The organism is Cupriavidus basilensis OR16 (genome assembly GCF_000243095.1).
Lineage (GTDB): Bacteria > Pseudomonadota > Gammaproteobacteria > Burkholderiales > Burkholderiaceae > Cupriavidus > Cupriavidus basilensis_D.
The window spans coordinates 35,985-54,895 of the sequence record NZ_AHJE01000036.1 but is presented as its reverse complement, the minus strand read 5'-3'; the positions used below and the strand labels follow the sequence as shown (position 1 = coordinate 54,895).

The window sequence follows — 18,911 nt, the reverse complement described above, 5'->3', positions numbered from 1 at the left end:
TCAGTACTGCGTTCCCGAATAGGTGATGATAAGGCTCAGAGGGCCGTATAACGGCACCTCGTTACGGTAGGAAAAGCCCACCGAGCGGATCGTGCCATTGTCGTCTTCGTGAATATCCAGATCATCGCTGCGTACAGCGGTGATACGGTCAATCTGTGCTTGCTTGTTGAAATAATCGGCCACTTCGCGCCTGTTGGATGCCTGTTGCTTGGCATAACTGATGGCGCGCTTGACCGAGAAATACTCCAGCAGGCTTGGAATCGCCCTGACCGCCGGGATCACGATGCCCCCGACGATCAAGATGACGATCAGCAAGCTGCCGAGGGAGAATCCGCGCGCCTTGTACCGCCCCGCCAGACGCGCCCTGCCTCTGCCTGAACCAACGTCCCGATTCAGTTGTTCCGCTTGTTTAGCTTGTTCCGTTTGACCAGCTTGACCAGCTTGACCCTTTTGACCCATGTTGCGCTTTCCCTCGCTTGACTGGAGTGATTTATACGCACCGCAGAAGGCTTACTTGAACGCCCCCACGCGTCCGATATTGCCGAGGTTCATCCAGATCAGGAATGCCCTGCCGACAATATTCTGATCGGGCACGAAGCCCCAATAACGTGAATCCAGGCTGTTGTCGCGGTTGTCGCCCATCACAAAATAGTGACCTTGCGGCACCTTGCAGGTCAGCCCTTGCTGATTGTAAGTGCAGTTTTCGCGGAACGGAAAATCGGGATCCGCGCCGGAGACAAAAGGCGGCCGGTCGGCGTCGTTGAGGATACCGTGCTCCGGACCGTCGGGCAGCTTCTCGCGGAAGTGCTTCGAATACGAGAGGCGCTCTTCATCCAGGTAGTCGGGCAGCGTGCTGTAGTCCGCGGCCTTGCCGTTGATGGTCAGGCGCTTGTTCTGGTAGCTCACCACATCGCCCGGCACGCCGATCACACGCTTGATGTAGTCGAGGGACTGGTCCTTCGGGTAGCGGAACACCATCACGTCACCGCGCTTCGGGTCGCCGACCGAGAGGATCTTCTTGTTCACCACCGGCAGCCTGATGCCGTAATCGTACTTGTTGACCAGGATGAAGTCGCCGATCAGCAGCGTCGGGATCATCGAGCCGGACGGAATCTTGAACGGCTCCACCACGAAGGAGCGCAGCACGAACACAGCCAGGATGACCGGGAAGAAGCTTGCCGAATACTCCAGCCACCACGGTTGGCGCAGCTTTTCCTCGGCCAGGCGGCTACGCGACGTGTCGATCTCACCGACGCCGTAGCGTCCCTGGAGATCGACCTTGCGCGCGTCGAATTCCGCCAGCGCGGACTGGGCGGAAAGCCGCCGCTGCTTCTCGAACACCAGTTTGTCGGCCACCCAGGCAATGCCCGTAATGACCACCAGCACAAAAAGGATCAGTGCAAAATTCATGTCGGCTAGATCTTCGTGTTGTTTTGTTAGAGTCCGCGTCAACCACTGCCAGGAGCCGGCCGGCGGCGCCGGTACGGCCCAGCCGGCTTACTTGTCGCCCACCTGCAGGATCGCGAGGAAGGCCTCCTGGGGAATCTCGACCGAACCCACCTGCTTCATGCGCTTCTTGCCCGCCTTCTGCTTTTCCAACAGCTTCTTCTTACGCGAGATATCGCCGCCATAGCATTTGGCGAGCACGTTCTTGCGCAGCGCCTTAACGTTCTCGCGTGCGATGATGTTGACGCCAATGGTGGCCTGGATGGCTACGTCATACATCTGGCGCGGGATGATCTCGCGCATCTTCGATACGACTTCGCGGCCACGGTACTGCGAGTTGGAGCGGTGCACGATCACGGACAACGCATCGACCTTGTCGCCGTTGATCAGGATGTCCACCTTGACCACGTCGGCGGCGCGATACTCCTTGAACTCATAGTCCATCGAGGCATAGCCGCGCGACACGGACTTCAGCCGGTCGAAGAAGTCCATGACGATTTCCGCCATCGGAATCTCATACGTGAGCTGCACCTGCTTGCCGTGGTAGCTCATGTTGATCTGCGTGCCGCGCTTCTGCGTGCACAGCGTGATCACCGAACCGACGTAAGCCTGCGGCATGTACAGGTTGACCGTGACGATCGGCTCGAGGATGTTCTCGATGCGGCTCGGGTCCGGCATCTTGGCCGGGTTCTCCACGATCAGCTTGGTCTTGTCGCGCATGTCGACCTCGTACACCACCGTCGGCGCGGTGGTGATGAGGTCCATGTCGAATTCGCGCTCCAGGCGTTCCTGCACGATTTCCATGTGCAGCAGGCCAAGGAAGCCGCAGCGAAAACCGAAGCCAAGCGCCTGCGACACCTCGGGCTCGTACTGGAGCGATGCGTCGTTGAGCTTGAGCTTTTCCAGCGATTCGCGCAGCGCTTCGTACTGGTTGGCTTCCACCGGGTACAGGCCGGCGAACACCTGCGGCTTGACTTCCTTGAAGCCCGGCAGCGGCTCGGCCGCCTTACGCGTCATGGTGGTGATGGTGTCGCCCACCTTGGCGGCCTTCAGTTCCTTGATGCCGGCGATCACGAAGCCCACCTGCCCTGCCTGCAACGACTCACGCGGCAGCGACTTGGGCGAGAACACGCCGACCTGCTCGACCAGGTGCTGCGAGCCGGTGGCCATCAGCAGGACCTTGTCCTTGGGCTTGAGGGTGCCGTTGACCACGCGCACCAGCATCACCACGCCCACGTAGTTGTCGAACCACGAGTCGATGATCAGGGCCTGCAACGGGGCAGCGGGGTCGCCCTTGGGCGGCGGCACGCGGGCGATCATCGCCTCGATGACGTCCTCCACGCCAAGGCCGGTCTTGGCCGAGCAACGCGTCGCGTCATGCGCGTCGATGCCGATCACTTCCTCGATCTCGCGGATCGCGTTTTCGGGATCGGCCGACGGCAGGTCGATCTTGTTCAATACCGGCACCACTTCCACGCCCAGCTCGATCGCGGTGTAGCAGTTTGCGACGGTCTGCGCTTCCACGCCCTGCGAGGCATCGACCACCAGCAGCGCGCCTTCGCAGGCGGACAGCGAGCGGCTGACTTCATAGCTGAAGTCGACGTGTCCCGGTGTGTCGATGAGGTTGAGGTTGTAGATCTTGCCGTCGCGCGCCTTGTAGCTCAGCGCCGCGGTCTGCGCCTTGATGGTGATGCCGCGCTCCTTCTCGATGTCCATCGAGTCAAGCACCTGCGCCTCCATCTCGCGATCGGACAGGCCTCCGCAGAGTTGGATGATGCGGTCGGCCAGGGTCGATTTACCGTGGTCGATGTGGGCGATGATCGAGAAATTGCGGATATGGTCCATCTGATGCTCAGGGGTGCGCCGATTCTGGCCACGAAGTGCCCGCGTGGGCACGCCGGGCGGCGCAGCAATTATGAACGACCTGGAACTGGCGCCCTGCGGGGCGCGCGCCGATCCCGGCCGCAGGTTGGTGACGCAGACTTTGCGCCAAAGTGCGATTTTACCGTATTTTCAAGGACTTCCGTATTGCGAAATGGGCCACGGCGCTAGCCCCGCGGCCAAAGCGGGCTTCGCCGGGCGCACTTATGCGCCATCCGCCGTCCCATTGCCCGCCCGTCCGGCCGTCAGCGGCCCCACATGTGCGGCCAGCCACGCCCTCACCCGCTTTTCATCAAGAAAGTAATGGCACAGCTCCCCGTCCGGGCCGTCCGGGGAGCCGGCCATCAGCACGGGAACCAGCTCGTCGAAACGGGCAACGGCCGCCGGGTCGGCATCCACGTCCACCTCGTGCAGGACAAAGGAAAAATCGCGCCGGAGCGGCTCCAGCGCGATTTTCATGTCCTCGCACAGATGGCAGTAGCTCCTGCCATATGGCCTTGTCGAGCGCCTTGACCAGCTCATTGAACTGCTTCGGGCTGGTCACATCGCTGTCGCCCAGCCGCAGGATGATGTCGCCCGGGCGAATGCCGGCACGCAACGCTGGCCCATCCGATTGCTCGACCTCGACCCCTGACTTGATCTTGAGCTCTTTGAGCTTTCCGTCGGGGATCTCGTTGACGATCAGGCCAAGTGCATTAGGCTTGGCCGCCGGCGGGCTGCTTTCGTCGCGCTGGCCGTTGCCGCCGCGGGTTTTCACCTTGGCATCCGCGTCGAGCTCAGCCACGGTGATGGATACCTCGCGCGTCGCGCCCTTGCGCCAGAGTTGCAGCGGAACGCGCGTGCCCGGCTTGATGTCGCCGACCATGCGCGGCAGGTCGGACGCCTTCTCGATGTCGCGGCCGTTGAACTTGAGGATGATGTCGCCAGCCTCGATACCAGCCTTCTCGGCAGGACCGCCCGGTTCGACGCTGCCGACCAGCGCGCCCCGGGCACGGCCCAGGCCGAGCGAATCGGCGACTTCCTTGGTCACGTCGCCAATGGCCACCGCGATGCGTCCGCGCGTGACCTTGCCGGTCGCCTTGAGCTGCTCGGTAACCCGCAAGGCTTCGTCGATCGGGATCGCGAAGGAGATGCATATAGCCGCCGCTGCGGCTGTAGATCTGCGAGTTGATGCCGATCACTTCGCCGCGCAGGTTGATCAGCGGACCGCCGGAATTGCCGGGGTTGACCGCCACATCGGTCTGGATGAACGGCAGGTAGTCACCGGTATCGCGCCCCTTGGCGGAGACAATGCCGGCAGTCACGGTGTTATCGAGGCCAAAAGGAGAACCAATGGCCAGCACCCACTCGCCGGCGCGGACCTTGTCCGAATCGCCAAGCGTCAGCTTGGGCAGGCCGGTCGCTTCGACCTTGAGCAAGGCGACATCGGTGCGCTTGTCCGATCCAATCAGCTTGGCCTTGAATTCCCGCTTGTCGGGCAGCGTGACGTAGATGGTTTCCGCATCGGCAACCACGTGGGCATTGGTCATCACATAGCCATCCTGGCTGATGACGAAACCCGATCCCACGCCACGACTCTGCTCCTCTCCCTGCGGCGGCTGGCCACGGCGGGGGGCTCCCGGTGGCGTGGGTGCGCCTGGCATGGGCACGCCAAAGAAACGGCGGAAGAACTCTGCCATTTCGTCGTCTTCCGTCCCCCCTGGCGTGCCGCGCGCGCGCACGCGCTCGGTGGTGCGGATGTTCACGACGGCCGGGCCGGCCTTTTCCACCAGCTCGGTGAAATCGGGCAGGTTGTAGGAAGGCGCGGCGGCCTGCGCGTGACTCAACTCGGCAACAAAGGGCGCAAAGGCGAGAATGGCAGCCATGAGCACGGTCCGAGCCAAGGCTGGAGATCTTGGTGACATCGTCGACTCCCGGGAAATCAGCGAAAAGAGGAAGGAAGCACAGGCAGCAGGGTTGCCGAGTGGCGGGGCGCCGGGAGGCATTGTTCACACCTCCGGCGACGCCGCGATCCGGTCTAGTGGGCCTTCGGTGGTTTGTATTCTACCGCCGAGGCAAACTGCCTCACTGTGGCCGGCGGGACTTCACCCACCACGGTGATCCAGAAGTCCGCCACGCGGCGCACCACCACCTGCGTGGCACCCAGCGAGGCGACGCCTTCGCGGCGCACGCGCTGCTCGGAAACCGGCTCGATGAAAACCGACAGGCCGGTCAAGCCATCGCTGTAGACGATCTGCAGCACTTCGAAGACATTGCCGCGCGGATTGGCCTGCGGCGCGCGCAGCTCTCCCAGCGGACGGCGAACCTCGCGGATCTTCAGGAATCCCTTGACCGGAACCGCGATGCTCCAACCTTCGTCGGCGATATTGGCCGGATGGTTGGTCACTTCGTAGTGATTCCAGGCGCCAGAGTTCTTGATGGCCGTGAGAATGCGCTGCTTTTCCGACGGCACGCCGATATCGACCTGCGAAAAGGCAACCTGTTCCAGCACCTTGCCGCCCTCGCCCAGGGTCTGGGCACGCATCAGCAAGCCGGAATTCTTCTCTGCCCAAAGCCGCACGGCGTAGCGAGCCGCGTCATGCGGCTCGAGCGAGAACACTTCGCACTCGACGCCAGCCACGCGCTCGCCAGGGAGCTTGCGCATATCGTAGATATCAAGCACGTCGCTCTTGTTGGTGGCCAGCAGCGCCGGGAAGCGATCCTTGGCCTCCTGCTTCTCCACCACCACCAGCTTGGCCTCGGGAATCAGGCTGTGGACGATGTCGTTCTGGCGCAGCACCTCGCGCGGCTTGCCGTCGAGCGTCTCAAGCCGTTCGTACTCGTTGTTGACGAGATCGCTGTAGTGCTGGATACGTGATGCATGCATCACGCTGCCACGCTGATAAATCAGCGTGCCGACATAATTCTCGCGCTGGGCCGCGCGATGGATCTTGTTAAGCCAGGCCGTTGCGTCGCGACGGGCCAGCGTATTGTCCGGCGGCTGCGCAGTTGCCGCAGCCGCAGTCAGACACAAGGCCAGAAAAAAGGACCTGCGAAGGGCCCCAATTCTGTGTGCGCCCGCTACGTTGGCGGGCGACCATCCTTTATGCATGTCCGGCATTATTCCTGCGAATTGTCCTGAGAGAAGTTTGCGCTGTTAGCCACTGTGCGCATGGTCGGCACTACCGCATCGGTGGCAACCGAGACGCGGTGGGCACGAAGGTATTCGTCCAGACGGGGATCGCGGATCATCTGCGCGTTGTCGGCGGAGACAGTCACGATACCGCCAGCCTTGGGCGCTGCGGGTTGCTCGACGCGTGCCACTACCGCATCCGGCGTGCCAAGGTCGGCGGCGCCACGCAGCTGCGGCACGGCCACCCAACTGACGGCGGCCACCGCGGCGGCAATTGCCGTGCTCGGCACGACGCGCCGCATCCACGACGGCTTGAACAGCAGGCGATGGGCCGACGACGCTTTGGCGACGGCAGGCACCAGCACATGCGGTTCGCTGTCCAGACGAGCCGAAAAGCGGGAAAGAAAATCATCGGTCGAGCCGGCATGCGTCAATTCTTCCGAACGCAGGGCATCGCCAATCAATTGAAAAGAGGTCCAGCTCGCCATGCCTGCCTCGCTCTTTGCGAGGTCCAGCACTGCGTTTACTTCGTGCGGCGCCAGCTCGCCATCCATCAGCACGGAAATTTGCTCCGCTGCTTCCACTTCATGAACCGACTGCTTATGAGCCTGACCCATTTCCCACCCCTAGAAAAACCATTGAACAACCGACAATCCCGTCTACTGCTTTGTCGTTCTTCGATGCAGGAATAGGCTGCAACGCTGGCCGCACGACATTTTATTTGCTGCTTACCACTACGTGTAACTACCTGCTACCACCGCTTGCCCTCTGCCGTTCCCAGCAGCGGGCGCAATTTATCGGCAATCGCCTCGCGCGCCCTGAAGATGCGTGACCGGACCGTACCGATCGGGCAACCCATGGCTTCCGCGATCTCCTCATAGCTGAGGCCCTCGATCTCGCGAAGGGTGATGGCGGTGCGCAATTCCTCGGGCAGTGCTTCCATCGCGCGGTTGACCGTCTCGGCCACCTGGCGGGTATGGAGCATCGACTCCGGCGTATTGATATCTCTTAGTTGCTCACCGTCCGCAAAAGTTTCAGCCTCTTCGGCATCGATATCACTGGAGGCTTCCGGCCGGCGTCCCTGGGTTGCCAGGTAGTTCTTCGCCGTGTTCACCGCAATCCGGTACAACCAGGTGTAGAAGGCCGACTCGCCACGAAATTGCGGCAATGCACGATACGCCTTGATAAAGGCATCCTGTGCCACATCCTCCACTTCCGCGGAATCCCGCACCAAACGCGAAATGAGCCTGATGATCTTGCGGTGGTATTTCACCACCAGCAATTCAAAGGCCCGCTTATCGCCCTGCTGGACGCGTTCAACGAGGAGCTGATCGGCTTCGCGTTCGCTCACGAATATTTCACCTGCAGTGTATCTCTTGGTATCGTCTTCACGACAAACGTTGTATTTTACCTACGTTGCAGGCCGCACGGTCAGTGCGTTGCAACGCATATTGTGAAGAATGGCTGAAATGGCCGCGCATCAATCGACCTCGCCGGCCGCCTGGCCTTCGCGGCGCGCGACCCGAATGGTGCGTCGCAGGGCGCGCAAAGCGCTGGCGCCGACAAATGCACCATTGACCACCAGCAAACGCGGTGGCCTTCCGGTCACGGGCTCCAGGGCCAGCACGAGCGCGAGCTCGCCCAGCTCCCAGCTGGATTCCACCCGCGCTATCGCGCGGCGGCCATCCGGCATGTCGACCAGGATGCCCGGCCGGCCGGTACGGTCCCGACCTTGGGCCAAACCGCCGTAGGTGCAAGCGGCCCCGCGCCAGAGTGCGGGCCAATGCCAGGCCAGCCAGCCGCACAATCCGGCCAGGCCGCCTGCCAACAGCCACTGCGTGAAATCCCAGCCTTGTGCCGAGCGCCCCAGTTCCTGCACTCCTTGCCGAGCCAGCAACGCGAACGTTGCCAACTCGCAGGCCAGGAACAGCGCCAAGGCCCACCGCAAGGGATGGGCCCTGACCGGACGCAAAGGGGAAGCCACCCGGCGGCCGCCGGGTTCAGGCGCGGCGGAAGACAAGCGTGCCGTTAGTGCCGCCGAAGCCGAAGTTGTTTTTCACCGCCACGTCGATCTTCAGGTCACGTGCCGTATTGGCCACGTAGTCCAGGTCGCACTCGGGATCCTGGTTGAAGATGTTGATGGTCGGCGGCGACACCTGGTGATGCAACGCCAGCACGGTGAAGACCGACTCAAGCCCGCCTGCGCCGCCCAGCAAGTGGCCGGTCATCGACTTGGTCGAGTTGACCGCCAGCTTGTAGGCGTGATCGCCAAAGGCCAGCTTGATCGCCTCGGTCTCGTTCTTGTCGCCAAGCGGAGTCGAGGTGCCGTGCGCATTCAGGTAGCCAACTTCGTCCGCATTGATGCCAGCGTCCCGAAGGGCGTTGGCCATGCAGCGGCGGGGGCCGTCCATATTGGGCGCGGTCATGTGGTACGCGTCGCCACTCATGCCGAAGCCAATCAGCTCCGCATAGATCCTGGCACCGCGAGCCTTGGCCGACTCGTACTCCTCCAGCATGACCACGCCGGCGCCTTCGCCCAGCACGAAGCCATCGCGATCCTTGTCCCAGGGACGGGAGGCGGCAGCGGGGTCATCGTTGCGGGTCGACAGCGCGCGCGCGGCGGCGAAACCGCCGATGCCCAGCGGCGAGACGGTGGATTCGGCGCCACCGGCCAGCATCACGTCGGCATCTCCCGCCTGGATCAGGCGAGCCGCCAGGCCAATACTGTCGGGAGATCCGGCGCGGACCGCGATTGGTCAGCTCCGCGTGGGTATCTTCGATCATCGGCAGGCCGCCGATGCCCGATCCGACCAGCACGCCAATGCGATCCGCATTGGCTTCGGTCACTTCGTAGCCGCTGTCCTTGAGCGCCTGCGAACCCGCTGCGATGCCATAGTGGATAAACGTATCCATATGGCGGGCTTCCTTGGCCGGGATGTAATCCTCGGCGTTGAACCCCTTGACCTCGCCAGCGAAGTGCACGGAGAGCGCGGAATGATCGAATTTAGTAACGGTGGCAATGCCAGACTTGCCGGCAACCAGGTTGGCCCAGCCTTCGGCAACCGTGTTTCCGACCGGAGACACAAGGCCAAGCCCAGTGACGACGACGCGACGACGGCTCACTATGATTTCCTACGGGTACGTGAAGCAAAACCGGATTGGGAATCGATGCCGGCCAATGGCCTGCACCTGGCTGCACCGACACCGGCGCAACGCATCCAATTGTGCTTCTTCGAACAGACGAAAGCCACAGAAAACAGCGCGACGGACCCATGGGCCCACGCGCCTGCCTTCTGTGGCTCGGAATTCAGATACGACAGGCTTAGGCCTTGACGTGTGCAGTGGCGTAATCGATTGCCTGTTGCACGGTCGTGATCTTCTCGGCTTCCTCATCAGGAATTTCCATGCCGAATTCATCTTCCAACGCCATCACCAGTTCAACCGTGTCGAGCGAGTCAGCGCCCAGGTCGTTCACGAACGAGGATTCGGTCTTGATGTCTGCCTCGGCCTATTGTCCATGTAGCCCTCCAGGGAAGTTCGACAAAAAGTGGGCGCATTTTAGCAGGTTTGGGCCATAAAAATGCCCCCCGCCGTCTATTGCAAGAACTGCGCCCGATCAGTTTTAAAAATAACCACTTCGCACAGCTTCTGTCGTCTTCTTCTTCGAATCCGACCACCGCACAAGGCGATCAATTCATGTACATGCCACCATTCACATGGAGCGTTGTACCAGTAATGTAGGCCGCCTGCGGGCCTGCCAGGAAGGCCACCGCATGTGCGATGTCCTCCGGCTGGCCGAGCCGGCCCAACGGGATCTGCGTCTTCAGTGCCGCATGCTGCTCTTCCGACAAGACCTTGGTCATGTCGGTATCGATGAAGCCCGGCGCCACGCAATTGACGGTGACGTTGCGGCTGCCGATCTCGCGCGCCAGTGCGCGGCTCATGCCTTCCACGCCGGCCTTGGCCGCTGCGTAGTTCATCTGGCCCGGGTTGCCGGTCGAGCCGACCACCGAGGTGATGTTGATGATACGGCCGCCGCGGGCCTTCATCATCGGGCGCAGCACGGCACGCGACAGGCGGAACACTGCCGTCATGTTCGTCTCCACGACCGCGCTCCAGTCGTCGTCTTTCATGCGCATCGCAAGTTGGTCCTGCGTGATGCCGGCGTTGTTCACCAGCACTCCGAGGCCGCCATGCGTCTTGACGAGCTCATCGATCAGCGCCTCGGAAGCCGCCGCATCGTTGACATTGAGCACGGCGCCGCGGCCCTTGCCGCCGGCTGCCGCCAGGTACTCGCTGATCGCGGCAGCGCCGGATTCGCTGGTGGCGGTACCCACCACCGTGGCACCCTGGGCGGCCAGTTCCAGCGCGATGGCACGGCCAATGCCGCGCGATGCGCCGGTCACCAGCGCGACCTGGTTTTCCAGAAATTTTGTCATTGCGTTGGTCCTTATTTACTTCAGCAGCGCCAGCGTGTCCTGCAGGGAAGCCGGATCGAAGATCGCCCCACCCACCAGGTTGCCGTCGATGCGCTTGGTCATGCCGGCCAGCACCTTGCCGGGGCCGCACTCGATCACGTGGGTCACGCCTTCGGCGGCGATCTTCTGCACGCACTCGACCCAGCGCACCGGGGCTGCGGCTTGGCGAACCAGCGCGTCCTTGATGGCTTGCGGGTCGTTGACGATGGCCACGTCGACGTTGTTCACCAGCGGAATCGACGGCGCGGCAAAGGCCATGCCGGCCATGCGCTCGCGCAGGCGATCCGATGCGGGCTTGAGCAGCGACGAATGGAACGGCGCGGACACCGGCAGCGGCAGTGCGCGCTTGGCGCCACGTGCCTTGGCCATCTCGCAAGCCTTTTCCACGGCAGCCTTGTTGCCGGCGATCACCACCTGCGATGGGGCATTGAAGTTTACGGCCTCGACCACGCCAGCACCGGTCGCCGATGCTTCCGCGCAAGCCGCGCGCACGTCGTCGTCGGACAGGCCCAGGATGGCCGCCATGCCGCCCTCGCCCACCGGGACGGCTTCCTGCATGGCTTGCGCACGGAAGCGCACAAGCGGCACAGCGTCAGCGAAGGGGATCACCCCGGCCGCCACCAGCGCGGAATACTCACCCAGGCTGTGCCCCGCCACCAAGGCTGGAGCCGGGCCGCCGGCGTCGAGCCAGGCACGGTAGATAGCCACTGCGGCTGTCAGCATCACCGGCTGCGTGTTGGTGGTGAGGTTCAGGTCCTCGGCCGGGCCTTCGGCGATCAGGCGGCCCAGGTCCTGCCCAAGGGCGGCGGATGCCTCATCCAGCGTGGCACGGACCACCGCATTGTCAGCAAAGGCGTTGAGCATGCCGACTGCCTGCGAGCCTTGCCCTGGGAATACAAAGGAGAATTTCATCGCAATCGAATCGTAAAGATGAATAGCGCCAGGCCGGTGCGGCGCCATGGCACCGCGGCACCGGCCCGAATGTTACATGCGCAGCAGTACCGCGCCCCAGGTGAAGCCGCCGCCCACACCTTCCATCAGCACGTGATGCCCTGCGCCGATGCGGCCATCTCGCACCGCCACGTCGAGCGCCAGCGGGATCGAGGCAGCCGACGTGTTGCCGTGCTCGTGCACCGTAGCCACCATGCGCTCCGCTGGCAGGCCAAGCTTTCTGGCAGTGCTTTGCATGATGCGGATATTGGCCTGGTGCGGTATCAGCCAGTCGACCTTTTCCGCCGGGAACTGCGCGCCGGCGAGTGCTTCGCGCGCGACCTTGTCGAGCACGGTGACCGCCAGCTTGAACACCGCCTGGCCGTCCATGTGCAGGAACGGGTTGCCGGTGATATTGCCACCCGAGACGTTGCCCGGTACGCACAGGATATCCACGTGGCTGCCGTCGGAGTGCATCGCCGACGACAGGATGCCGGGCTCCTCGGAGGCCGACAGCACGACCGCGCCGGCACCGTCGCCGAACAGCACGCAGGTGGTGCGGTCGTTGAAATCCAGGATGCGGGAAAACACTTCCGAGCCGATCACCAGCGCATTGCGATGCGAACCGCTGCGAATGAATTTCTCGGCCGTGGCCAGCGCGTAGACAAAGCCTGAACACACTGCCTGCAGGTCGAATGCCGCGCAGTGGTTGGTGATGCCAAGCTTCTGTTGCACCAGGCAGGCGGTGCTGGGAAAGACAAAATCAGGCGTGGACGTGGCCACGATGATCAGGTCGATGCTCTGCCGATCGATGCCGGCAGCCTCAAGCGCGCGCTCCGCCGCCTTGACCGCCAGGTCGCTGCTGGTGACGTCCGGCTCGGCCCAATGGCGGGCAGAAATGCCACTGCGCGAAAAGATCCATTCGTCGCTGGTTTCGATGCCCTTCTCAGCCAATTGCGCCGCGAGATCGTGGTTAGTGACCCGCCGCGGAGGCAAATAGCTCCCGGTACCGATGATTTTTGCGTAGCTTGTCATGTAATGTCGGATCGATCGTGTGGCCACGGGTCGTTGCCCGTGGCATCTACATCAGGACCTCAGGCGGCGTGCGGGCTTGGACTGGAATCCTGGGCGCCTGACTGCGGGCCGGTAGCCGGGGCGCTGTTCCCCGACTTGTTGGCGAAAGCCTGGATGGTGCGTTCGATCACACCATTCCTGGCCGCATCATACCCGCGTTTGATAGCCCACTCAAAAGCGTGCGCGTCGGCGGAGCCGTGGCTCTTGATGACCAGCCCGCGCAGCCCGAGCAGGGACGCGCCGTTGTAGCGCGCCGGGTCCAGGCGCCGGGACAAGCGCTTGAGCACTGGCAAGGCCAGCACGGCCAGCAGCTTGGTGAACCATGAGCGGGTGAACTCTTCCTTGATCATGTTGGCGATCATCTTGGCCAGCCCTTCGCTGCTCTTGAGCGCGACGTTGCCGACGAAGCCATCGCACACCACGATGTCGGTAGTGCCCTTGAAGATGTCGTTGCCCTCCACGTTGCCGTAGAAGTTTAGCTCGGAAGCGCGCAGCAGTTCACCGGCGCGCTTCACCACGTCGTTGCCCTTGATCACTTCCTCGCCGATATTCAGCAGGCCGACGCTGGGTCGCTCCTTGTGATCCACCACGGCCACCATGGCCTCGGCCATGCGTGCGAACTGCAGCAAGTGCTCGGGCTCGCAGTCGGCATTGGCGCCAAGGTCGAGCACCGTGGTGCCCCAGCCCTGTTCGTTGGGGATGGTGGTGGCGATCGCCGGCCGCTCGATGCCTTCGAGCGTTTTGAGCACATAGCGCGACACCGCCATCAGGGCGCCGGTATTTCCCGCCGAGATACATGCGCCAGCCAGCCCCTCCTTCACCTGGGTCACCGCCACGCGCATCGAGGAATCCTTCTTCCTGCGCAGCGCCACCTCAACGGGATCATCCATGGTGATGACTTCGGACGCGGTCACAATGCGCACCCGCGGATGGTCGAGCGCGTGCAGCTTCTTGAGCTGTGGCTCGATGCTGTCGCGCAAGCCAACCAGCACCACTTCGGCGTCACTATGGCTTGAGAGAAAACTGATCGCCGCCGGCACGGTCACGGCGACACCGTGATCGCCGCCCATGCAGTCGATAGCTAGTTTGATCGTCATTGTTTCCTGGTGCAGAAGCGCTTGTCGGTGTGACTTGAAATCCTGGCTCCCAAGCCGGGCAGGCATGCGCCCGGCCGGCCGGTGGCAACCCGACGGCACTCCCGGAGCGCGCCACGGCAAGATCTGGCGCCGCCCTCGCCACCGTGCACGGCACGTAGCCATGCACACAGCTTGAGCCGGCGGCGCAAATCGGCCTGATGCAAGCCTGCGCTACGGTTTGCGCTGCGAGCGCGCAACAAAAAAGCGGCAACGATTTTGCCGCTTTTTTGTTTTTGACCTACCAACGTGCGCGTACGAGACGCAAAGTCACGCCGAACGATCTGTCAGTCGTTCTTGGTCTTGATGACCTTGCGGCCACGATAGTAGCCGTTCGGGCTCACGTGGTGACGCAGGTGGGTTTCGCCCGTGGTCGGCTCCACTGCCAGCGCTGCCGTGGTCAGGTGGTCGTGCGAGCGATGCATGCCGCGCTTGGAGGGCGACTTCTTGTTCTGTTGAACTGCCATGATGACTCCTTCGAGAATTTTTCAATGGTAACACACGCATCCCGCACGAGGCGTAGCCGGGCCCGGCCGGATGCTGATCCTGATGCCTTCGAACGTTGCCGGATGCCGGTGAACCGGCTTCAGTGCTTCGTTTTCAGGCCAGCCAGCGCCGCAAAGGGCGAAGGCCGTTTTTCTTCTTCCGGCAGAACCTCTGGTTCAGGTTCCGCCTGTCCGTCCACCCCGGTCACGAGACTTTCATGCACCGTGGGGCAAACGTCATGCTTGGGCGCCACCGGCAATGCCAGCAGCACTTCATCTTCAATCAGCGTCTGCAGGTCGAAACGCTTGGAGCCGACAATCACATCGAGCCCGTCGTCGTCCATGGGCGCCGCATCGGCATCCGCCTCGCTGGCGACCACCTCGAAACACATGTCCGTGGCGATCGGCTGCTCGTAGACCCGCAGGCAGCGCTGGCAATCGAGCCAGACCCGGCCATTCACGGCCAGATCGACAAACAGGCGCTCCACCGCGGGCTTGCCGGGCTCGCCGGCCTCTTCCTCGACAAAGCCCGAGAGCGCATAGCTGAACACCTCGTCCGGCGCCGATGCTGGCGCTTGCGCCGCGGTCTCGGCTATGATGCGCGGCAAATCACGTGCGGCAACTTCGCCGGCGGCGTCGTCGCCAGCGCGGCAAAACGCGAAGAGATCGAGCGCGCGCAGGTCAATCGGCTGGGTCATGTCTTATCGTGCCGTCATGCCGGGAGGCATCCCGGAGGATCACGGTCTCGACGAATTTTCTACGTATACGTGTATACGCACCATCGAAACGTGACTCGGAAGCTACACAACACCGGAAAAAACACGGTATTGCGCCGGACTTGCTTGGCTAAACGCGAGATTATACGTCGATTCTTCTGCTGCGGTCAAAATATTGGAAGACGGCCATTCGCCGCTTTCCCTTTTCGCTCAATTACTTATGTCGCAAACATCACGCCCCACCCTGATCCTGGGCTCCAGCTCACGTTATCGCCGCGAATTGCTGGAACGCCTGCGCATGCCTTTCGAGGTGGCGATTCCCGACATCGACGAAACGCCGCAGCCCGGCGAAAGCCCTGAGGACACTGCGCTCCGACTCTCCCACGCCAAGGCATCGGCCATTGCCGAGCGGCATCCGGGCGCCCTGGTCATCGGCTCGGACCAGGTCGCCACGCTGGATGGCAAGCAGATCGGCAAGCCTGGTTCCCACGAGAAGGCCCTGGCCCAATTGCAGTTGATGCGTGGCCGCACCGTCACTTTCCACTCGGCGCTGTGCCTGCTTGACGGCCGCAACGGCGAGGCCCAGTTGGCGGACATCCAGACGCGCGCGACCTTCCGCGACCTGTCCGACCAGGAACTGGATGCCTACCTGCGCATCGAGCGCCCTTATGATGTTGCGGGCAGCGCCAAATCCGAAGGACTGGGCATCGCCCTGCTCTCGCATATGGAGTCCGACGATCCCACCGCGCTGGTGGGCCTGCCCCTGATCGCGCTGACCAGCATGCTGCGCCAGGCCGGCTATCCACTCTTCCAGGACTGAGGGCTTGGCCCACCCGGCGCCGAAGCCACAGAAGACAAAATGAGAACCCAAGCATGAGCGGCACCCTGTACCTGATCCCCAACACCCTGGGCAAACGCGACGAGTTCGACCCGCTGCCGGACGTCATTCCGGATGGCGTGCAGCAAATCGCTGCCGGGCTGGACTACCATCCTGCTGGCCGTGATGGCGTCCGGCCTCGCGAGCGCGCCAAGCGCCTGCGGGAACTGGAGCAGCTATCGCGCAAGGCGCACCAGACCCAGGTCTGGATCGAGACGCCTTACCGCAACGGCCCCTTGCTGGACGCCATGCGCCAGCATTGCGCGGGCACCAGCCTGCTGTCGATCGCGGTCGACCTGACCTTGCCGAGCGAGACCATCGTCACGTTGCCCATCTCCGAATGGCGCCCGGAGCGGCTGGAGCTGAACAAGCGCCCGGCTATTTTTTCGCTGCTGGCAGCCTGAGCGCCGGCCGGCGAACGGCGAAGCAAAAGAAAAATGGGGCGTTACCGCCCCATTTTTCTGCCCCGAACCCAGTTCGGATGCTTAGTGCATGGCCTGCACGCGCGTGCCAAACAACATGGTCTTCATTGCCGCCGTGCCCATCGCAGCGCCGAAACGCTTGGCCACCCGCTCGGCGATGTTCTCCTTGACCGTGTAGTCGACGATGTCTTCGGCCTTGAAGAGGTCACGCGCCACGTAGTCCGCATTGCCCAGGCCATCGGCCAGGCCCAGTTCAACGCTGCGCTCACCCGACCAGAACAAGCCGGAAAACAGGTCCGGATCGTCCTTCAAGCGATCGCCACGGCCTGCCTTGACCACGTCGATGAATTGCTGGTGGATCTGCTTGAGCATGGTTTCGGCGTATTGCTTCTGCCGCGGCACCTGCGGCGAGAACGGGTCGAGCATGCCCTTGTTAGCGCCGGACGTATAAAGCCGTCGCTCGACGCCCAGCTTGTCCATCAGGCCGGTGAAACCGAAGCCGTCCATCAGGACGCCGATCGAGCCGACGATACTGGCCTTGTCGACGTAGATCTTGTCGGCCGCCGCCGCCACGTAATACCCCCCCGAGGCACAGATTTCCTCAACCACCACGTAGAACGGCTTGGACGGATAGACGGTGCGCAAGCGGTGGATCTCGTCATTGATCATGCCGGCCTGCACTGGCGAGCCGCCCGGAGAATTGATCTTGAGGATGATGCCGGCAGCATTGGTATCGGCAAACGCAGCTTGCAGGGCCGCATTGATCGATTCGGCGCTGGCCGGAGTACCGGCTGCGATCTCGCCGTCGAGCGACACCATTGCAGTATGGCGGCCGCTCGTGGTGATACTGCCATCACCCTTGAAATCGAAGACGGCAAAGAAGATCAGTGCCAGCAGGGCTAGCCCGGCAAAGCGGAAGAAGATGCGCCACCGGCGCGCGGCGCGCTGCTCGCGCAAGGTCGCCATCAGCACCTTTTCCAGCACATCACGCTCCCAGCCGGTCCCGGTGGGGACCGGCCCCACATCGCCGCCGGCCAGGCGTGCCTTGCGCTGGCTGGCTTCCTTCTGCGAGGCCGCATCGCCGGCGCGCAATTCTTGCTCCAGCGGAAAATCAGCCTGGGAAGCCGTTTCCAGCCGATCATCCCCACCCCCCGGCGCTCCGGCGCTGGCAGGCGCCGCCGGATCCTGCGTCTTGCCAGAATCGTCGTGGGGCGGTTTTTGCTGTTCAGTCATGCAGTTGGCTCTTGATTATGAATAGATAGGCAGAGCGTGCGCCGGGTCTGCCGGCTGCCAGCTAGCCTGCGGGTGCTTCGTATGGGCTTTCCGGCAACCAGTAGACATTGCCGTCGCGCTCGTCGACGCGCAGCTTGGACAATGACGCGCCCCGACAGGGGCCGCCCACGCACAAGCCGCTGTCTGGCGCATAAACCGCGCCATGTGTCGCGCACATCAAGTATAGGCCCGAGGACTCGAAAAACTGCCCCTCCTGCCAATCGAGCTCCATCGGCACGTGGGCGCACTGGTTAAGGTAGCCATGGGCGAGCCCCTCAAAGCGCACGACAAACGCGCTCACCGCACGCCCGCCGATCTCGACCAGGAAGCGCACCCCGGCGCCGCCGTCAACCAAGTCTTCCGTCGCGCACAGGCGGCGCTCGCCCGCCATCTCCGGGCCTGTCGCGTCAGGCATGCGTCAGCAACCAATCTCTCAGGTCGGCGATGGACGACGCGCAATGCAGCGGCGTCATCGCACGCAGGGCGTCTGCCGGGTGGGCGCCATAGCCTACGCCGATGCCCGCCGCACCGGCATTGGCCGCCATCTGCAGGTCATGGGTGGTATCACCGACCATCACCGTGCGCTCCATATCCTGCCCCAGCTCCCGGGTCAACTCTTGCAGCATGGCCGGATGGGGCTTGGAAAAGGTCTCGTCGGCGCAACGCGTGCCGTCGAACAGGCGCACCAGGCCAGTCGCCTCTAGGGCACGCTGCAGGCCAACGCGGGTCTTGCCCGTGGCCACGCCGAGGAAATAGTGCTCGGCGTGCAAGGCCTCCAGCATCTCGCGCACCCCGTCGAACAGCACCAGTTCGGCGTCGCGGGTCAGGAAGTGAAAGCGGTAGCGCTCGGCCAGCTTGGGATAGTCGGCGGGATCCAGCGTCGGCACGGCGTACGACAACGCATCCTTGAGCCCTAGCCCGATCACGTGGCTGGCGGCGTTGTCGTCAGGCACTGGCAAGCCGAGGTCGCGGCTGGCCAGCTGGATGCACTTGGCGATGGTCGGGGTGGAGTCCATCAGGGTTCCATCCCAGTCGAACACGATCAGGTCGAAGCGTTGCCTGGCCATTGATATCCTTGTCTGCGC

The 18,911-nt window shown here is 63.0% G+C and carries 19 protein-coding genes and 3 pseudogenes; 2 read left to right on the top strand and 20 right to left on the bottom strand.

Translation table 11 applies throughout. The features are described from left to right. The 17 genes and pseudogenes from OR16_RS14000 to OR16_RS13925 all read right to left on the bottom strand — a co-directional run bounded on the left by OR16_RS14000 (window position 1) and on the right by OR16_RS13925 (window position 15,237). Window positions 1–459 carry a DUF4845 domain-containing protein gene (locus OR16_RS14000; RefSeq protein WP_337459838.1) on the bottom strand — a complete coding sequence of 153 codons (459 nt, stop codon included), beginning with the start codon at window positions 457–459 and terminating at the stop codon, window positions 1–3. A 51-nt stretch (window positions 460–510) separates the two neighbouring features. Beyond that, window positions 511–1,410, bottom strand: coding sequence for a signal peptidase I (gene lepB, locus OR16_RS13995; RefSeq protein WP_006158610.1), 900 nt, complete (start codon window positions 1,408–1,410; stop codon window positions 511–513). Between the two features lie 87 nt (window positions 1,411–1,497). Further along, window positions 1,498–3,291, bottom strand: a complete 1,794-nt coding sequence (gene lepA / locus OR16_RS13990; RefSeq protein ID WP_006158609.1) for a translation elongation factor 4 — start codon at window positions 3,289–3,291, stop codon at window positions 1,498–1,500. Window positions 3,292–3,531: 240 nt separating this feature from the next. Continuing rightward, window positions 3,532–3,849 carry a glutaredoxin family protein gene (locus OR16_RS41245; protein ID WP_081488773.1) on the bottom strand — a complete coding sequence of 106 codons (318 nt, stop codon included), beginning with the start codon at window positions 3,847–3,849 and terminating at the stop codon, window positions 3,532–3,534. Then, a pseudogene (locus OR16_RS13985) lies at window positions 3,824–5,231 on the bottom strand (DegQ family serine endoprotease); the annotation flags it as partial. The pseudogene OR16_RS13985 and the gene OR16_RS41245, both read right to left, overlap by 26 nt. Window positions 5,232–5,344: 113 nt before the next feature. Next, window positions 5,345–6,418, bottom strand: coding sequence for a MucB/RseB C-terminal domain-containing protein (locus tag OR16_RS13980; RefSeq protein ID WP_043419712.1), 1,074 nt, complete (start codon window positions 6,416–6,418; stop codon window positions 5,345–5,347). Between the two features lie 8 nt (window positions 6,419–6,426). After that, on the bottom strand, window positions 6,427–7,056 hold the full coding sequence (locus OR16_RS13975) for a sigma-E factor negative regulatory protein (protein ID WP_043419672.1): 630 nt from the start codon (window positions 7,054–7,056) through the stop codon (window positions 6,427–6,429). A gap of 134 nt (window positions 7,057–7,190) precedes the next feature. Then, window positions 7,191–7,790, bottom strand: a complete 600-nt coding sequence (gene rpoE / locus OR16_RS13970) for an RNA polymerase sigma factor RpoE (RefSeq protein WP_006158605.1) — start codon at window positions 7,788–7,790, stop codon at window positions 7,191–7,193. 129 nt (window positions 7,791–7,919) lie between these two features. Beyond that, window positions 7,920–8,375 carry a hypothetical protein gene (locus OR16_RS13965; RefSeq protein ID WP_006158603.1) on the bottom strand — a complete coding sequence of 152 codons (456 nt, stop codon included), beginning with the start codon at window positions 8,373–8,375 and terminating at the stop codon, window positions 7,920–7,922. A gap of 64 nt (window positions 8,376–8,439) precedes the next feature. Then, window positions 8,440–9,562 (bottom strand): annotated as a pseudogene (gene fabF, locus OR16_RS13960) (beta-ketoacyl-ACP synthase II). Between the two features lie 199 nt (window positions 9,563–9,761). Beyond that, window positions 9,762–9,947, bottom strand: a pseudogene (gene acpP, locus OR16_RS13955) (acyl carrier protein); the annotation flags it as partial. A gap of 181 nt (window positions 9,948–10,128) precedes the next feature. Beyond that, window positions 10,129–10,878, bottom strand: a complete 750-nt coding sequence (fabG, locus tag OR16_RS13950; RefSeq protein WP_006158601.1) for a 3-oxoacyl-ACP reductase FabG — start codon at window positions 10,876–10,878, stop codon at window positions 10,129–10,131. Between the two features lie 15 nt (window positions 10,879–10,893). Next, window positions 10,894–11,829, bottom strand: a complete 936-nt coding sequence (fabD, locus tag OR16_RS13945; protein ID WP_006158600.1) for an ACP S-malonyltransferase — start codon at window positions 11,827–11,829, stop codon at window positions 10,894–10,896. Between the two features lie 72 nt (window positions 11,830–11,901). Then, entirely contained in the window at window positions 11,902–12,882 is a 981-nt protein-coding gene (locus OR16_RS13940; protein ID WP_006158599.1) for a beta-ketoacyl-ACP synthase III, read from the bottom strand. Between the two features lie 59 nt (window positions 12,883–12,941). Continuing rightward, window positions 12,942–14,018: a phosphate acyltransferase PlsX gene (gene plsX, locus OR16_RS13935; protein WP_006158598.1), complete on the bottom strand. Its 1,077-nt coding sequence runs from the start codon at window positions 14,016–14,018 to the stop codon at window positions 12,942–12,944. A 323-nt stretch (window positions 14,019–14,341) separates the two neighbouring features. Then, complete coding sequence (rpmF, locus tag OR16_RS13930) at window positions 14,342–14,521, bottom strand: 50S ribosomal protein L32 (RefSeq protein WP_006158597.1); 180 nt, start codon at window positions 14,519–14,521, stop codon at window positions 14,342–14,344. A gap of 119 nt (window positions 14,522–14,640) precedes the next feature. After that, window positions 14,641–15,237 carry a DUF177 domain-containing protein gene (locus tag OR16_RS13925; RefSeq protein ID WP_006158596.1) on the bottom strand — a complete coding sequence of 199 codons (597 nt, stop codon included), beginning with the start codon at window positions 15,235–15,237 and terminating at the stop codon, window positions 14,641–14,643. Window positions 15,238–15,475: 238 nt separating this feature from the next. Between OR16_RS13925 and OR16_RS13920 the strand changes: the two genes are divergently transcribed. Continuing rightward, window positions 15,476–16,075, top strand: coding sequence for a Maf-like protein (locus OR16_RS13920; RefSeq protein ID WP_006158595.1), 600 nt, complete (start codon window positions 15,476–15,478; stop codon window positions 16,073–16,075). A gap of 53 nt (window positions 16,076–16,128) precedes the next feature. Then, window positions 16,129–16,536 (top strand): hypothetical protein, encoded by a 408-nt coding sequence (locus OR16_RS13915; RefSeq protein WP_006158594.1) that lies wholly within the window; start codon window positions 16,129–16,131, stop codon window positions 16,534–16,536. 81 nt (window positions 16,537–16,617) lie between these two features. Here the strand turns inward: OR16_RS13915 and OR16_RS13910 are convergent, their stop codons facing one another. The 3 genes from OR16_RS13910 to OR16_RS13900 all read right to left on the bottom strand — a co-directional run bounded on the left by OR16_RS13910 (window position 16,618) and on the right by OR16_RS13900 (window position 18,893). Next, a complete protein-coding gene (locus OR16_RS13910) occupies window positions 16,618–17,787 on the bottom strand; it encodes a S49 family peptidase (RefSeq protein ID WP_006158593.1) in 1,170 nt (389 codons plus the stop codon). A gap of 61 nt (window positions 17,788–17,848) precedes the next feature. After that, window positions 17,849–18,241: a Rieske (2Fe-2S) protein gene (locus tag OR16_RS13905; protein ID WP_006158592.1), complete on the bottom strand. Its 393-nt coding sequence runs from the start codon at window positions 18,239–18,241 to the stop codon at window positions 17,849–17,851. Next, window positions 18,234–18,893: an HAD-IA family hydrolase gene (locus OR16_RS13900; RefSeq protein WP_006158591.1), complete on the bottom strand. Its 660-nt coding sequence runs from the start codon at window positions 18,891–18,893 to the stop codon at window positions 18,234–18,236. The genes OR16_RS13905 and OR16_RS13900 overlap by 8 nt, the downstream gene beginning before the upstream one ends. Window positions 18,894–18,911 lie beyond the last annotated feature (18 nt).

Coding starts and splice junctions, on each gene's coding strand:
- OR16_RS14000 (WP_337459838.1), bottom strand. CDS start 459: ATGGGTCAAAAGGGTCAAGCTGGTCAAGCTGGTCAAACGGAACAAGCT.
- lepB (WP_006158610.1), bottom strand. CDS start 1,410: ATGAATTTTGCACTGATCCTTTTTGTGCTGGTGGTCATTACGGGCATT.
- lepA (WP_006158609.1), bottom strand. CDS start 3,291: ATGGACCATATCCGCAATTTCTCGATCATCGCCCACATCGACCACGGT.
- OR16_RS41245 (WP_081488773.1), bottom strand. CDS start 3,849: ATGAGCTGGTCAAGGCGCTCGACAAGGCCATATGGCAGGAGCTACTGC.
- OR16_RS13980 (WP_043419712.1), bottom strand. CDS start 6,418: ATGCATAAAGGATGGTCGCCCGCCAACGTAGCGGGCGCACACAGAATT.
- OR16_RS13975 (WP_043419672.1), bottom strand. CDS start 7,056: ATGGGTCAGGCTCATAAGCAGTCGGTTCATGAAGTGGAAGCAGCGGAG.
- fabG (WP_006158601.1), bottom strand. CDS start 10,878: ATGACAAAATTTCTGGAAAACCAGGTCGCGCTGGTGACCGGCGCATCG.
- fabD (WP_006158600.1), bottom strand. CDS start 11,829: ATGAAATTCTCCTTTGTATTCCCAGGGCAAGGCTCGCAGGCAGTCGGC.
- OR16_RS13940 (WP_006158599.1), bottom strand. CDS start 12,882: ATGACAAGCTACGCAAAAATCATCGGTACCGGGAGCTATTTGCCTCCG.
- plsX (WP_006158598.1), bottom strand. CDS start 14,018: ATGACGATCAAACTAGCTATCGACTGCATGGGCGGCGATCACGGTGTC.
- rpmF (WP_006158597.1), bottom strand. CDS start 14,521: ATGGCAGTTCAACAGAACAAGAAGTCGCCCTCCAAGCGCGGCATGCAT.
- OR16_RS13925 (WP_006158596.1), bottom strand. CDS start 15,237: ATGACCCAGCCGATTGACCTGCGCGCGCTCGATCTCTTCGCGTTTTGC.
- OR16_RS13920 (WP_006158595.1), top strand. CDS start 15,476: ATGTCGCAAACATCACGCCCCACCCTGATCCTGGGCTCCAGCTCACGT.
- OR16_RS13915 (WP_006158594.1), top strand. CDS start 16,129: ATGAGCGGCACCCTGTACCTGATCCCCAACACCCTGGGCAAACGCGAC.
- OR16_RS13910 (WP_006158593.1), bottom strand. CDS start 17,787: ATGACTGAACAGCAAAAACCGCCCCACGACGATTCTGGCAAGACGCAG.
- OR16_RS13905 (WP_006158592.1), bottom strand. CDS start 18,241: ATGCCTGACGCGACAGGCCCGGAGATGGCGGGCGAGCGCCGCCTGTGC.
- OR16_RS13900 (WP_006158591.1), bottom strand. CDS start 18,893: ATGGCCAGGCAACGCTTCGACCTGATCGTGTTCGACTGGGATGGAACC.